This is a genomic window from Zobellia barbeyronii, from assembly GCF_018603515.1.
Lineage (GTDB): Bacteria > Bacteroidota > Bacteroidia > Flavobacteriales > Flavobacteriaceae > Zobellia > Zobellia barbeyronii.
The window spans coordinates 520,004-536,923 of record NZ_JACATN010000001.1; the positions used below are offsets into that span (position 1 = coordinate 520,004).

A 16,920-nucleotide genomic window follows, 5' to 3' on the forward strand; every position below is an offset into this window, starting at 1 on the left:
TTACTAAATATGACAAAAAACTACAAACACATCATCCTATTAATTTGGTGCAGCCTACTCTGGGCAACCCCAACTATGGCTTCTTTTGAAAATCTAAGCCACTCGAATAATGAGCTGTCTTCAATTTCAAAAGACAGCCTAACAACCAAAAAATCGGATACCACCAAAACTCAGCAAATAGCCGTTGAAAGCCCTCTAATGGCCCGCTGGAAAAAAGAAAAAATCCTAAAAATAGCAGCCCCTGAAGTTGTAACCGATAAAAAACTTAAGAGCTTTCCTGAATTAGATAAGTATATCAAAAACCTATACATACCACCTAATGGCGGCAAAGCAGAATTCAGTCCAGAATATGTAAAAAGCTTATTTAAGGTAGATAATAAAACCCAAAAAGTTTTAGATGCCGGGCAAGAGGTCTTTTCTATTATTGAACAGAACCAACGTTTTATTGATATTATAAGTGGCCAAGAGGTAATAGAATTACCTGTGGGAATCAAGCAAAATATTTCAGATAATTCATCTATTACGCTCGGTATTGTTAGCATGGAATATCACACAAACTATACAGTGGTAGATATGTTTGCAAAAGTGTATTTGGCAGAGTTAAATGCTGAGCTATTTTTTGGCGCCAACGATGTTAAAATTTCGAGAGAAGGCGGCATCTATGAAGAAGCTAGACTCAACCTATTGGCAGATTTTCCCGTGGGTCAAAACGGGGGACAATGGCTTATTACTTTCAAAGGAGGAATGAATAGTAGTGGTAAGGCAGATACCGAAACCTACATTACCATTAACTGCGAGGGCAAGGTTAAAGAAATGGCCTTAAATGCAGATGTGCGTATCGCAAAGACTGTAGCCGTACCGCTTAATGACGATGGATCTTTAAAATACCCCAACAAAACGGAACCAGGTACTGGTGAAAATCCAGCAGGCAATGATAGTTATGTGGGAGCCAATTTTAGTATAAAAGCAGCTGGTCTTGAGGATTTACTTATAAAAGTAGACCTGCCCTATTTTGAGCTAAAAGCGCTACCCAACTGGGGCTTTAAATTAGACAAAACGGTTCTAGACCTTAGCGATACAAAAAATGCAGAAGGTATTGAATTTCCTGATCTTTATAGAACGCAAGGGCTGTTGCAAGGTAACGATAACTTGTGGCGTGGCTTTCATGCCAATGAAGTAAAAGTTACCCTTCCCCCTGAATTTAAAAAGAAAGGGTCAGAAAAACGGATATCCATAGGTGCCAAAAATCTATTTATAGACAATTTTGGGGTTTCTGGAGATTTTTATGCCACCAATGTTCTAGATATCAATGAAGGTGATGCAAGCAAATGGCAGTTTTCGGTTGATTCCATCGCAGTAGACTTAAAAGTAAACCGTTTTATAAAAGCAGGTTTTAAAGGAGAAATAGTATTACCGATCAGTGAGAATGACGAAACAGGCAAAGGCCAATTGGGTTATACTGCAATTATATCTGCAGACCAAAATTATACGGCAACCGTCACCATAGATGATGATATAGATTTTAGCATTTTTAAAGCAACAGCTAAACTTCAAACAGGTTCATATATAAATTTAGAAGTAGAGAATAACAAATTTTACCCAGAAGCTAATCTAAACGGTCTTATGGCTTTTAACGCCAAGCATGAAGACCAAATGAATGCTTCCGAATCTGAAGATGGCGTAGAATTAGAATTTGAAGGCCTCTCTTTTGAAAATCTCAAAATACAAACCAAACAACGCCCTTATTTATCAATAGGTCGTGCAGGTTTTAAAGATGACATAAAACTTCCAAAACTTGCAGGGTTTGAACTGGGTTTTCATGATGTTAAGATTACAACCGATGAAAATGACAATGCAATACTAGGTCTAAACTGTTTTGTGAACCTTGATGATTCTGGTATTAGTGGTGATGTAGGCCTAAACATAACAGGAGAGCTACAAGAAGGAAATCTCTTAAAATGGCGATACAAAGGTATTGATGTAACTGATATTGAAGTAGATGTAAAACGAAAATCTTTTGAATTCTACGGCAAACTCGTATTCTTCAAAGAAAATCCTATATATGGAAAAGGATTTTCTGGAGAGGTACAACTTTATGCAGAAGATTTAGGCATAGAAGTTGGTGCACGAGGTCTTTTTGGGGCTGTAGATGGCTACAGGTATTGGTTTGTGGATGGTCATGGCAGACCTACTAAAAACAATAATAAAAGTCTTACTATCTATGATATAGGTGGTGGGGTTTATCATCACATGCGAAAAGCAGGTATGGATGAAACAGCAACCTCGCTCTCTGGTATAAAATATCAACCAGACATTGACACCGAGCTTGGTTTTAAAGCTTTAGGAGCATTTGAAGTGAAAAAGGGAGCCACTTTTACAGCACTAGCCGGTATAGAGATTGCTTTCAATTCAAAATCAGCAGGCGGCGGTGTGAGTAGACTAGGGTTTTATGGTGCCGCAATCTTAATGAAAGGTAAAAATGAAGGTGGCGACCCACAATTTCCTATGGGGAGTGTTGATGACATGCAAAAAACAGTCACCTCTAAAGAACAATCGTTATCTAATTTTCACGAACTATCAATAGATAAAGAGGGCATCACCTATTTCATGAATAATGTGTTCCCTACGCTGTTAACTGGCGATGAATTATTCGCTTGCCAAATAGGATTAGATCTTGACTTTAAAAACAAATCATATTTTGCGTCGTTAGACGCTTATATAAATGCGGGAGGTAGTATTAAAGGAGGTGGTTCATTAACTTTTTATACATCCCCTACAGATTGGTATATATGGTTTGGACATACGAACCCAGCTCGAAGATTACGGTTTGAAAACATTCCAATTGGTCCCATAGACGCAACAATTGAGGCTTATTTTTTAACAGGTACAGAATTACCTGAAGCCCCTCAACCACCACAAGACGTAATAGATGTTCTACATCTACAAGGTGAAGAATTAGCTTTTGGCAGAAACTTTAATTCAGAACTCGCTCAAGGAGTAGGCTTTGCCTTTGGTGCCAGTTTTAAACTTGGTAAAGAATTTGATTGGGGCATGGTCTATGCCAGCATTTATGCCAAAGCTGGATTTGACTTAATGGTGCGAGATTTTGGCGATGCTCATTGTAAGGGAAGAGAAGGGCCAATAGGTATGGATGGATGGTACTCTACTGGTCAAATGTACGCTCTACTACAGGGAGAAATTGGAATAAAAATAAAAATCTTTGGTATAAAGAAGGATGTTCCCGTTCTGGAAGCCGGTGTTGCAGTATTAGCGCAAGCTCAACTTCCCAACCCTTGGTTTGTTGTTGGCTATGCCGGAGTTGACATCAAGGTTCTTGGTATTATAAATATACATACACGGCTAAAAGTCATTTTTGGAGAAGAATGTGAAATCATAGGGAAAACCGGTCTACAGGAATTGGTTATGATATCTGATATTACTCCTAGAGACGGACTAAATGATGTAGATGTATTTGATGCTATACAAGTAGCATTTAACGTTCCTGTTGGAAATGAGGTTTATATTGAAGATGATTTGGGCAAAAAAGCATATCGTGTAAAATTAAAAGACCTAATAGTAGACGTTGATGGGGTTCCAATAGAAGGAGAACATACATTTAATGATCAAAAAGATGTATTGACTTTTAATTCTCATGAAATTTTACCGCCAGAGCAAAAAATAAATGTTCTTGCCAAAGTTGCATTTGAAGAAAAAATTGGAAGCAATTGGGTCATAGTTACGGATGAAGGCAAGCCTGTATATGAAGAAAAGTCAGTTACTTTTACTACAGGAGATGCCCCAAGAAAGATTCCTTTAAAAAATATTGAATACATGTACCCAATTGTTAATCAACAATATATGTTACCTAAAGAAAGTACAGTAGGCTATGTTCAATTAGATAAAGGACAAGAATATCTTTTTGGAAATGGTCTTAGTGATGAACTCTATTTTATAGATGAACAAGGAAATAAAATAAAAACTAATTTCTCCTATGAAGGGTCTGAGAAGAAACTAAATTTTACAATTCCTGATTTAGATAATAAAACGAAATATACTTATGCATTAATAACTCTCAACCCAGGAGACATAGAAGAGGAAGATGTTATGACAGCAATAGAGTTTAAAAAAATATCAGAAGATTTAGAAATATCTAATAATACCATTGTTGGTTCTTCTAGCAATAGTAATGCCTTTATATCTCGTTTGAATTTTAGTTTTAAAACAAGTAAATACGACACGTTTAAAAAGAAAATGCAATCTCTGAAAATCAACCAATCTAATACTTCTTCGGATAAATTTGTTGACACAGACCAGCATATAGCCAATGTGGGCCGAATGACACTTGTTTTAGACACTTATGAACCATTTGGTACTTATGATATTGATGGAGGGCTTTATACTCAGAACAAACCATTAATACAATACGAAGCCCTTTTAACAGACAAATATTATAAAGAAGACATTAATCCGTTAATATATAAAGAATATCCATTAGACAAAGATATTCGCATAAATAGAGATACAACCGAATTAGGAGTACCTCCAATTAAATCTATACGATTAAGCACTGCTTACAGCAATTATGCAAAAGTTAATCCAGACAATACGTATTTGACCAAGCACTTTCCTTACAGTTGGAATCTACCAATTGTATATTACTACGATTATAAAGATTTACAATATCAAATTACTAATCGATATATGAAAAATGGCATATCAAATCAAGCCAAATATGAAAAATATGAGTATTTAATTTGGGGAAGATTTCCGTTTCTGAGAAGGGAAAAATATACTGCCCAATTCAAATATATTTTGCCTTCAAAAACTAGTGGAAGCAGTCAAACTATAAAATATGAGAATACTTTCTAAATGAAAAAAATAAAAACCCACATAATTGCTATTCTTGCTTTTACGTTTTGCTTCTCTATTTTTGGGCAAGAAAAAGAGACGAACAACCAAAAGCCTCCCTTCTTAGTACTTAGAGCTTATGCAAAGAAAGATGCCATTCTCCTTAGATGGGGAGTTAATGACCCTTTTGCATGGAAATATGGCAATGAATATGGCTACATTATAGAAAGAACAACAATCTTTAAAGACAAAAAGCCTTTAAAAGAACCTGAGAAAATAATTCTAACAGGAGCCCCCATTAAACCCAAGCCTCTTGAAGAATGGAGAGAATTTGTTAGTCGAAATAATATGGCAGCGGTAACTGCACAGGCTATTTATGGAGAAGATTTCATTACTGATGATGATGATAATCCTGTAATGAAAGTTATGAACCTAAGTTCAGAACTTGAGCAGCGCTTTGGCTTTTCAATGTTTGCCGTAGATCAAGATTTTGAAGCCGCCCAATATGCCGGCTTAGGTTTCATTGATTATAATGTAAAACCTAATGAGCGCTATTTGTATAGTGTAAAAGCAGCAGTTCCAGAAGAACTTTTGAAAATAGAAGAAACCGGTTTTTTAATGGAAACATCAGAACAAAATATTCTGCCTCAACCCTATGATTTTGTTGGTTACTATTATAATAATGCCTTTGTTTTGATTTGGGAATATGACGCGTTAGTTAATTTCTATACTTCGTATGATTTAGAAAAATCTGAAGATGGAATACACTTCTCAAAAGTAAACAAATCTCCTATTACAAAATTAGCAAGCACCAGTGTTTCCGGTATTTCGTATACAGATTCTATCCCTAAATATGGTAAAAAATATTGGTATCGCATTTTGGGAAGAAGCCTCTTTGATGAAAAAAGTAAACCCTCAGATACGATTTCCGTAATAGCTTATAAAGAATTGTTAGTTGTCCCACTAATCGAAAACAATAAAATAATTTCAGATAAAGAAATAATTTTAAACTGGTCTTTCGCTAGTGAGGAAGCATGGAAGGTCAGTCGTTTTGATGTTTTGCGTGCAAACAAACCAATTGGTCCATATGACATTATAAAAGAAAAATTAAGCTCGGATGTAAGGTCCTATATGTACAATGAAGTACAGGATATCAATTATTTTAAAATAAGAGCTCATGGTATAGGTGGAGATTTTCAAGATTCTTCACCATACATGATTCAACCTATAGATTCTATTCCTCCTATTGTACCTCAAGGACTTATTGGTACAATAGATTCTTTAGGCATAGTACAATTAACTTGGGGAAAAAATACTGAATTGGATTTAAAAGGGTATTCTATTTTCCGGTCAAATAGACCAAATCAAGAGTTTACCAAATTGAACAAAAGTGAACTTCAACAGCCCAACTATATTGATACCATAAACACAAAATCATTCAATAAAAAGGTATACTACAAAATTGTTGCTGCAGATAATAGATATAATGAATCTCCTCCCTCTAAAATCCTAGAACTAACTCGGCCAAATACAGCAAAGCCTTCAGTTCCTGTTTTTAAGACATATGAGGTTAAAGAAGATACTGTTCTTCTTAAATGGACAAAAAGCTCATCGGAAAATATTGTAAAATATGTTCTTTATAGAAAAGAGCTTACAAATACTTTATGGGAAAATGTTTTTGAAACTAATGATGTAGATGTTTTAGACTACAATGACACCAATACGTTACCAAACACAAAATATCTATACTCTCTTGTTGCTGTTAATAATTTTAATGTAGAAAGTAACCCCTCACCACCTATTTCAATATATACCATTAACAAACTAATAAAATCTGTAATAAAAAGTCTTACGAGTTTAGTTGATAGAGAGAATAAATCTATTCAATTAAACTGGCGTGTTATAGAAGACAACATTGCTGAGATACAACTTTTTCGTAAAGTAGGCAAGGAAAATAAATTTACGTTATATCAGACTTTTTCCCAAAGACAAAAACAATATACAGATACCAGATTGGAACCAAACTCTATATACACCTATGGGATTAAGATAATTTTTAACGATGGTTCTCTTGGTAATTGGGAAGAAATTAGAGTGATGTATTAAAATTAAATTATGAAAAAAATTGCTTTAATTCTACTGCCTCTGTTTTCTGTTTTCTTCAGCCTAAATGCTCAAGAACCAGATAAATATCAATTGAATGTTAAATCTGATATTTTTTGTGGAGTTCCAGGTAGTGGATCCTACGAGTGGAGAACAAGGACGACCACAGTAGTTAAAGTCACAGATATTTCAGGTAATATAATTACTGCAGATTGTAATAACAATTACAATGTGAAACCAAAAACAGTAGACATTGAATTTTATTGTAATTATAGATACTGTAGTAATGGGTCCCCATGTTCAGATGGTGGTGCAACCGAAAATAGTTCTAGAGATTTATTTAAGTTTACTATACCTGATAATTTTAATGCAGGTACAATAAACAAATTTGATACTACTCTTGAATTAACTTCTTTCCAGTCACTTTCTTCACCGGCACTAGATGGATGCGAAATTGAAGTTAATATTAATCCTAATATTGAAATAGAACTTGGAAATTATGTTGTTGAGTATAAAACTCAAAATAGAAGTTTTCTACCACTCCCAAACGAGTTTCAAAACATTCCTAAAATAAAACTTAAAGCTGAAGATTTAGGAATAAGCTCAGAAATAGTTCTTTTAAAACTTACTTCATGTGCTTCTTTGGTAGACTCAAATATTTTAAATTTAAGTTTCACAGGCTGCCCTCCTAAATTTTCCGGAGTTCCAGTTCCTATAAATGCTAAATGCAAAGGAGAAGCAAACGGAGGAGTTAAAATTACTGTGGAAACAATTCCAACTGACACTGAGTTTTTTCAAATAGAATATTACAAAAATGGAGAGGATTTCCCTAATAATTCCCCTAAAATATATACTGGGGATTTTATAGGAAATTCATATTCCTTTTTAGGTCTTGATGCGGGAGATTATGAAATTATCTTAAAATCCGGATTAATTGCTGGCGGGGCATTGAATGCAGGAGATACTATCACTTTCTCGGTAGATGAACCTGAAGAAAATGTATCTTTCAGTCATACGATTACAGATATTACATGCAAAGGAAGCAGTGATGGTAAAATCATCATTAATGCCCAAGGTGGTACACCACCTTTTCAATACTCCTTAAATTCCGGAACCTTTCAAAATCTAAATGAATTTAGTGGGTTAGCGGTTGGAGATTTTGACGTTGTTGTTAAAGATTCTAACAATTGTACAACCAATCCCTCTACAATAGCAATAAGTGATGGTGTAAACCCGCCAGATATAGATGTGTTATCTCTTTCAACAGCTGAAGCGGCAAATGGTCAAGGTAAGATAAGTGTTCTTGTAACGGGAGGCTCTGGTACTCTTCAATTTTCATGGACTAAAGATGGTTCACCTTTCAACCCCAATGCTTCCAACGACCCTGCAAATTTAACGGGTCTAAACCCTGCTGTTTACAAATTAATAGTAACCGATCAAAATGGAAACGGTTGTTCATCTGATGAATTAACTTTTACAATTGGTGAAATACCTGAATTAAACGTCAGTATTTCTACAATAGAACAAATTAATTGTGAAGATGACACAGCCCAACTTACTGCCACAGCTACTAACGGTTCTGGCACGGGCTACCTCTACAGTTGGTATAAAGGAACTGACACAACTGGGGAACTATTAACTCCTACTACCAATGCGGTTAGTGTACAACAAGGTACCTATACTGTAGAAGTAACAGATTCTGGAGGCGACACCCAAACCGCAACCTATACATTAGACTATGAACAACCGCTATTAACCGTTACTGAAAATATAACTCAGATCCTATGCAGAGGCGAAAGTGCAGGCGCTATAGTTTTAACCGTAACGGGAGGTGTAAACCCTCTGGTTTATTGGGACGGGAGTTTTACCCCATCAAGCAGTAGTAGAACCGATTTACTATCAGACACATATACCTATGAAATCATTGATGAAAATAATTGTAGACTAGAAGGTTCTATTACGATTACCGAACCACCAACAGGTATAACCGTTTCTGCAACATCAACAGATGTAACCACGAATGGAGGTAATGACGGAACCATAGCATTAAGCATATCTAATGGTGGGAGCGACTATACTTATGTATGGATTGAAACAACTACCAATACTGTTTATAATCCAAATTTAAGCACTAATCCAGATGAGTTTATAGGCTTTACCGCAGGAACGTATCAAGTAGTGGTTACGGATATTAACAATAATGGCTGTACTACTACATTACCTCAAGCTATTACTATTGATGAACCGGGACCTCTTAATCTTTTAGACCCTCAGTTCGAGACCGCGCCTATAAACTGTTTTGGGGAATCAACGGGTAAAATCGTTGCAAAATATACCGGTACGGCACCATTTACATTTGCATGGTTCAAAGGCATAAACAAAATAAAGGAAGGAATAGAAGACTTTATTGAAAATCAACCTTTTGGAAACGATTACAGCTATACAGTTGTAGATGCTTCTGGCATTACCATTACTAGTGACGCTATCACTATATCACAACCTACAGCTACCTTGAGTGCAACGCATACACAAGCGGACGTTAGCTGTTTTGGAGGTAATGACGGAACCATTACCGTAAATGGTACGGGAGGTAGTGGACAATTGATATATGAAATTAGTGGAGGCTCGGCAACGCAGGTATCACCGGGCAATTTTATAAACCTTGAGGCTGGTACGTATGTAGTAAATGTAACTGACGCTGTCGGTTGTAGTATAGCAGTCCCCCTTAATATAGTTTTAATCCCTCCGACCGAAGTAACTTTTGATGATATAAATGCAGTTACTCCCGTATCATCATCGGGTGGTTCCGACGGGTCTATTTCCGTTACCGTTCAAGGTGGTGTTCAACCATATTATTATAGATGGTTTGGCCCTTCTGGGCAATTAGTTTCAACAGAAACAATTCCGAGTACAACAACAATTGAAAATTTGCCTGAGGGGACGTATACATTAACAGTAAGCAACGATGAATTTTTTACAGCTTGTAATACTAGTAAGTCATATAACGTCACGGAACAAGCCGTTCAACCCATAACAGGTACACCCACCTGTTTTGGACAAGCAACGGGAAGTTTAACAGCTACGATTGCAGCTACTGGCCTCATTACCTTTAAATGGACATTGGAAGACGGCACTATTGCAGCTACTGAAACAACCACTTTAAGAACTGTGACCACGGAAGGTCTAGCTGCTGGAATTTACTACCTGGAAATCGAGGATGAAAATGGATTGACCGTAAGAAGTCCAAATAATTTTGAGATAGTAGAACTACCGGAAGTTTCGGCAACAATCGTTCCCGTCCCCACTTGTTCAGGTTCCAATACCGGATCCATAACCTTCATTCCTTCTGGAACTCTTACGTATTTCTATAGTATAGATGGAGGTACTACTTTTCAACCTGAACCGGTATTTGAGAACTTGGCCGATATCACTTATAACCTTCAGGTCCGTGCTACGGAAAGCCCCAATTGTGACTATGTTCAATCCGGTGTCCGAATCGGAGTTTCACCCGGCATGTATTGGGATGAAAACAATAGCTCAATTGTAAGAGCAAGTGGGCCCGAAGTTAATGACGGTAGTATAATAGCTGCCTTTACAGGAGGTACAGAACCCTATAACTACTCTTTGAATAACGGAACTCCACAACTAACCAATGTATTTGCAGATCTTAGTAAAGGAACGTACTCCGTTACCGTTACCGATGCGGCCGGGTGTTCCGCCTCACAAGACTTTGAAGTTACGGAAATAGGCCCTTTGACCATTTCGAATATCAACGTAACCGATGCCTCTTGCCTAGGCGAAGCGAACGGTAGTATTACCACAACCGTTACAGGGGAAGGGGATATTACTTTTTTATGGACTTTAGGGAACGATGTAAATGGAAATCCAATTCCTGTTCCGGTTTCCAATGGTACTGATGGCCCTAATATAACAGGTATTTTGGCCGGGAACTATATCTTGACCGTTACGGATGACAACGCCACCCGATTTACTGAAGCCATAGCCGTTGGCGAGCCTACGAACAGTGTTACGGTTACCAATGTTGCGCTTACGGACGTATCCTGTTTTGGAGGAAACGACGGTACATTGGAGGTAGAGGCCGGTGGTGGCACCGGACCATATACGTATTCTATAAATGGCGGTGACTACGAGACATCCAACCTATTCGAAGACCTTTCCGCCGGCAATTACACGATAAGCGTCAGGGATGCGAACAACTGTACCTTCACCGAACCTACACCTGAAATACTCTTGGAGCCGCAAGAATTAGGTCTTGCTTTTATAGATATAAAACCAGTTACACTGCCAAATGCAAGTGACGGAGCTATTTCTATTACGGTAGAAGGGGGCTTGGGTACCTACACCTATTCTTGGTCGGGGCCTAATGGTTATACTTCCGTAGATAAGGATGTCTTAAATGGTGAGGCGGGCGACTACGTTGTTACAATTACCGATGCCGAAAATGCAAGTTGTAGTTATACTTCTGACCCAATTAAAATAACAGAACCTGGAGAGTTGATTGTAACTCTTTTTCTAAACGAAACATTATCCTGTTCATCAGATAGCGATGCGGTAATAATTGCTAATGTTCAAGGTGACCAACCTTTTACCTACCAATGGTTTGAAGTAGTAAATACCAATACTATAGAATTAGAGGAAACTACCAATATAATTGGCGACCTACCCGCTGGCATCTACCTTCTAAAGGTCACGGACAGTAATAATATTACTTTAGATTCCACAATAGAAATTAGTGCACCTACACCGCTTAATATTAATATTGACAACTCTACAAATGTAATTTGCGCTGGTGAAGCCACAGGTTCTATTAACATTACAGTAACAGGAGGAACACCTCCTTATCAATATTTTTGGAGCAACTCCGCTACAGTACCTGATATTAGCGGCTTGGATGCTGGTGAATATATAATTGAAGTTCAGGATGAAGCGGGTTGTATAGCCCAAGAAACAATAACCATAACCCCGCCCGGTGATGCTATTCAAATAGTGGATGCGGCAATAATAAATGTTACCGAATACCAAGGAATAGACGGTAGTATTTCCCTAGATATTACAGGAGGATCGGCCCCGTACTCATATGCCTGGACACGGATTTCCGACAATTCAATTACCGGTAATCAAAGAACAATTTCTAACCTTGCAGCAGATTCATATCTAGTTACAGTTTCTGATGTAAATGGATGTTCAGTAACAGAAATCTATGAAGTAACACAACCTGATATCGTAGTAGGTACCATTATACAGCCAACATGCTCTGGGGATTCTAATGGAAGTATCTCTGTTTTAGCAAATGAAGGAAATGGTACTTTCTCTTATTTATGGAACACAGGCGCTACTGAAAGTGACATTAACAATCTAGCTGCAGGAACCTATTCCGTAACTGTGACAGGATTTGAAAGTGGACCAATAAATAGAACATACGTTTTAGAAAATCCGGCTCCATTAGAAGTCGATTTAGGAAGTGATAGAATACTATGTGCTGGTCAAACATTAGAATTAGATGCAACTGTAGATGATGAGACCGCCACTTACTCGTGGAGTTCAGACAACGGTTTTTCAAGTTCTGAACCAAACATAGAACTCACAGCCACTGGAAACTATACCGTTACCGTTCAATCTGAAACAGGGTGTATTGCCGAAGGTAATATCTTTGTGGATATTAGTTCGGACGAAATTAACGCAGAGTTTGCCGTATCAAGCCAAGTTTTCACTGGGGAATCCATTATCGCCGTGGATATTAGCTATCCACTTCCCGATGGAATTGAATGGATTCTTCCTGTCCAAGCTAAGATTGAAACTCAAAATAGAGATGAAGCACAATTTTCTTTTGCAGAAGCTGGTGAATATGAGGTATCGATAATTACTACCCGAGGGGATTGTGTTGCACAAAAAACCAAAAAGATAGTGGTTGTTGTTAGAGATGGTTTAATAACAGAAGAAGACACTAAAAATGGTAAAAAGCTAATTGAGGATTTTCTTGTGTATCCGAACCCAAGCGATGGCAGGTTCACTGCAGACGTGACACTGACTGAAATAGGTGATATTAATATCAGAGTATTCAGTTTAGCAAATAATGCCTTAATGGCCTCTAAACGAGACCGTGACGCACTCTCATATAGTATCCCATTTGACCTATCCAGTCTTCCAGCAGGTGTTTATGCTGTCTTACTTGAAACTCCATACGGACAAACCTTAAGAAAGGTCATTATTAAATAAATTATTTCCTTGAAATTTTCCCATAAAAAAAGCCCAAAGATTTAAATCTTTGGGCTTTTATATTTTAAAGTGAATTGTTAATCGGCCAAAATAATAACACGATTATCACTCATCTCAACAGTTCCACTAGCAATGGGAAGAGTAACCTTTCCACTAGCATCTTTTGAGAATTTAGAAGCATTCGCTTCTTCTATTGTTATATTGCCTTCAACACGAACATTACCTTCTTGAAGCAAAGAAACTATAGCGGCGTGACCGTTCAAAATCTGAAACTCGCCATTCACTCCCGGTACAGTTACCGATGTTACCTCGCCTGAAAATAAAGTGGCTTCTGGTGATACAATTTCTAAATACATATTCTTAGTGTTAAGTAGTTAGTCCAAAGTAAAAAGTACAAATACTCGTTACTCCGTACTTAGTACTAATTAAGCTTCAGCTAACATTTTTTCACCTGCTTCCATTGCTTCTTCAATGGTTCCTTTAAGGTTAAAAGCAGATTCTGGAAGGTGATCTAATTCTCCATCCATAATCATATTAAATCCTTTAATGGTTTCTTTAATATCAACCAACACACCTTTAAGACCTGTAAACTGTTCTGCTACATGGAAAGGCTGTGAAAGGAAACGTTGAACACGTCTTGCACGACCTACCGCTGATTTATCTTCTTCTGAAAGTTCTTCCATACCTAGAATAGCAATAATATCTTGCAATTCTTTGTAACGCTGTAACAACTCTTTTACACGTTGTGCACAGTTATAATGATCCTTTCCTAAAATATCTGCTGTTAGGATTCGAGAAGTAGAATCCAATGGATCCACTGCTGGATATATACCTAACTCTGCAATCTTACGAGAAAGTACAGTTGTTGCATCTAAGTGAGCAAATGTTGTTGCTGGAGCTGGATCCGTTAAATCATCCGCAGGTACGTATACCGCTTGTACAGAAGTAATAGAACCTCTTTTAGTTGATGTAATACGCTCTTGCATAGCACCCATCTCTGTTGCCAAAGTTGGTTGGTAACCTACCGCAGAAGGCATACGACCTAAAAGAGCCGATACCTCAGAACCTGCTTGCGTAAAACGGAAAATATTATCTACAAAGAAAAGTACATCTTTACCTTGACCTTCTCCTGCACCATCACGGAAATACTCTGCAATTGTCAAACCAGACAATGCAACACGAGCACGTGCTCCTGGTGGTTCGTTCATTTGACCGAAAACGAAAGTTGCTTTTGAATCTTTCATGGCTTTTTTATCAACCTTATTAAGGTCCCATCCGCCATCTTCCATAGAGTGCATGAAATCATCACCGTATTTAATAATACCAGATTCTAACATTTCACGAAGTAAATCGTTCCCTTCACGAGTACGTTCACCAACACCTGCAAATACAGAAAGACCACCGTGACCTTTTGCAATGTTGTTAATCAACTCCTGAATTAATACGGTCTTACCAACACCTGCACCACCAAATAATCCAATTTTACCACCTTTTGCATAAGGCTCAATAAGGTCAATTACCTTAATACCAGTAAAAAGAACTTCGGTAGAAGTAGAAAGGTCTTCAAATCTTGGAGCGTCTCTGTGTATAGGCAAACCATCTTTACCTGCTTTAGGTAAATTACCTAAACCATCAATAGCATCACCAATTACATTGAAAAGACGACCATATACGTCATCACCAACTGGCATTTGAATTGCGCTACCTGTCGAAAGCACATCTGTTCCTCTACTTAGACCATCAGTAGAATCCATGGAAATTGTTCTCACTGTGTTTTCACCAACGTGAGATTGTACTTCTAAAACTAGTTTAGAACCATCTTTACCAGCGATTTCAAGAGAATCGTATATTTTTGGAAGGGTATCTCCTGATTGAAATTCCACATCTACTACTGGCCCAATAATTTGGGAAACTTTACCTGTAACTTTTGACATTACTTTATTAGTTTATGAATTCAAATTACTTACTGTATTGAAAAACACCTTAATACACCTATGTTTTTCAGGCTGCAAAGGTATGTTTTTCAACTCGAATTGAAAATACTTTTTATTCTTTTTTCACTACAAAAAAAGGCGCCAGTTAATGGCGCCTTGTTAAATATAAGAAAAACAATGCTTATTGCAATGTGGGCGAATAGTTCGTAGGATATTTTCCTATATCAAAAAACGACCCAGATGCTTCAAAATTAGTTTCATAAGTAGCATCTATAGCTTTCATAAATTCGTTGGCCATTAACGCATACCCTCTTGCTGTAAGGTGAACACCGTCTAATGAAAAGGCTCCGCCGGTAACTAATTTTGACGTAAGAATATAATCTCCGTCCGTAACACCGCCATTTGCCAAATTTTGTAATAACTGATTAGCATTTACCTCTGCCAATCCCGCTGCAGCTGCAGCACTAGCTATTGTGCTATTAAAATTAATAGTAACATTATTAATTTCCTCTTGTTCTTCTGGGGTCAACACCCATTTGTCGGCCAAAGGCAAAGTAACCCCTTCAACAGAAAATTGACCTGCAACTTCAGGAGGAAGATTTGCTGCCGAAAATGCAGCAAAAGATGCTTCATTTACCTTACCAATTATATTACTGCTAGGTAATACCAATAAATCATTTTCCGTAGCAGCTCTTGATTGACCATACGCAGTACCTAAAAGACTAGCAACCAAAGGTGCTGCCGCCTCAGGCAAACCTAACTGTGTAACAAATACAGGAAAACCTGGGTTTGCATTAAATGCACCCGTAATTTGGGCAGATATATCAATAAGCGCTTCATCTTTAATTACTACCGCGTTATTTGTAGAGTCTGAAAAAACAACAATCCGGTTTGTTTCTCCAAGTGCAGTATACACTTGATTTAAAGCACCATAAACGGTATTCAATGTAGGTACTTGTGCCGCAAAACCATTCTCGGCCGGGTTAATAGGATTATGAGGAACAGTTGTAAAATGTGGAATATCCGTCACAAATGGAATATTACCTATTACACCTTTTGCTCCAGCCGAAGTTAATGTTGTCACCAATGTATTTATTGCTAAATCAAAAGTAGCCTGCTCCGTCATAGGGTTTGTACCATCAGCTCCTGAAAGCGCATGCCCTAAAACATCATTATTTCCAATCCATAAACTGAAAAATGAAGGTGATTGCGCCATAGCCAACTCTAAAACTCTAGCATCTGGCGTTGTACCCGTCATTCTAACATAATACGGATTAGCAAGCATGGCAGCTAAATTTGCAGCATTACCATAACCTGGCGCCAACAAATGAAAACTCTTTGCACCAGGAACCCCTAAATTATTAAAAGGACCTGTTGGATTATTTAAAATTATATCTGTAGTTGGAGCAACTTCACCTATTACATCGGCTAAAGCAGCTGGTCCAGAACCGTTAAAAACTAATCTAGGGTTAAAACCCTCCAACTGAGTTCCTCCAACTAAAAGACCTCCTATATTGTCGTTCATTAAAGGCTGTGAAAAAGCTCCTCCTCCTACCAAAGCAAACTTGGTAGACAATAAATTAGGTATTGAATTTTCTTGACCTGCCACAAAAAGAGCATTATCAGTAAAACCTGCTGTTAAGGAATTACCCAAAGAAACATAAGTGGAAAAATCTGCAGAACCTGTAACAAGCTCCGGTTTTGCCTCAACTTCTTCAGTCGTTTCAAAATCCTCTTCATCATTACATGCCACAAAACCGAAAAACACGGCCCATAAGGCTATATATCTTATTTTCAT

The 16,920-nt window shown here is 37.4% G+C and carries 6 protein-coding genes; 3 read left to right on the forward strand and 3 right to left on the reverse strand.

Annotation, left to right across the window (positions count from 1 at the left end):
* Positions 1 to 9: 9 nt before the first annotated feature.
* From HW347_RS02070 to HW347_RS02080, 3 genes are read left to right on the forward strand one after another with little or no spacing between them, the layout of a single operon-like run.
* Positions 10 to 4,869, forward strand: a complete 4,860-nt coding sequence (locus tag HW347_RS02070) for a hypothetical protein (RefSeq protein ID WP_214610296.1) — start codon at positions 10 to 12, stop codon at positions 4,867 to 4,869.
* Positions 4,870 to 6,954, forward strand: a complete 2,085-nt coding sequence (locus HW347_RS02075; protein ID WP_214610297.1) for a fibronectin type III domain-containing protein — start codon at positions 4,870 to 4,872, stop codon at positions 6,952 to 6,954.
* A 9-nt stretch (positions 6,955 to 6,963) separates the two neighbouring features.
* The gene (locus HW347_RS02080) at positions 6,964 to 13,188 is read left to right on the forward strand and encodes a T9SS type A sorting domain-containing protein (RefSeq protein ID WP_214610298.1); all 6,225 of its coding nucleotides are present in this window, start codon (positions 6,964 to 6,966) and stop codon (positions 13,186 to 13,188) included.
* A gap of 77 nt (positions 13,189 to 13,265) precedes the next feature.
* Here HW347_RS02080 and HW347_RS02085 read toward each other — a convergent pair whose 3' ends face one another.
* From HW347_RS02085 to HW347_RS02095, 3 genes are all read right to left on the reverse strand, one after another.
* Positions 13,266 to 13,544, reverse strand: coding sequence for a F0F1 ATP synthase subunit epsilon (locus HW347_RS02085; protein ID WP_214610299.1), 279 nt, complete (start codon positions 13,542 to 13,544; stop codon positions 13,266 to 13,268).
* Positions 13,545 to 13,613: 69 nt separating this feature from the next.
* The gene (gene atpD / locus HW347_RS02090; protein WP_214610300.1) at positions 13,614 to 15,122 is read right to left on the reverse strand and encodes a F0F1 ATP synthase subunit beta; all 1,509 of its coding nucleotides are present in this window, start codon (positions 15,120 to 15,122) and stop codon (positions 13,614 to 13,616) included.
* 181 nt (positions 15,123 to 15,303) lie between these two features.
* Positions 15,304 to 16,920, reverse strand: a complete 1,617-nt coding sequence (locus HW347_RS02095; RefSeq protein ID WP_214610301.1) for a G-D-S-L family lipolytic protein — start codon at positions 16,918 to 16,920, stop codon at positions 15,304 to 15,306.

Excerpts from the sequence above, each read along its gene's own strand:
- HW347_RS02070 (WP_214610296.1), top strand. The coding sequence starts at position 10 with ATGACAAAAAACTACAAACACATCATCCTATTAATTTGGTGCAGCCTA.
- HW347_RS02075 (WP_214610297.1), top strand. The coding sequence starts at position 4,870 with ATGAAAAAAATAAAAACCCACATAATTGCTATTCTTGCTTTTACGTTT.
- HW347_RS02080 (WP_214610298.1), top strand. The coding sequence starts at position 6,964 with ATGAAAAAAATTGCTTTAATTCTACTGCCTCTGTTTTCTGTTTTCTTC.
- HW347_RS02085 (WP_214610299.1), bottom strand. The coding sequence starts at position 13,544 with ATGTATTTAGAAATTGTATCACCAGAAGCCACTTTATTTTCAGGCGAG.
- atpD (WP_214610300.1), bottom strand. The coding sequence starts at position 15,122 with ATGTCAAAAGTTACAGGTAAAGTTTCCCAAATTATTGGGCCAGTAGTA.
- HW347_RS02095 (WP_214610301.1), bottom strand. The coding sequence starts at position 16,920 with ATGAAAATAAGATATATAGCCTTATGGGCCGTGTTTTTCGGTTTTGTG.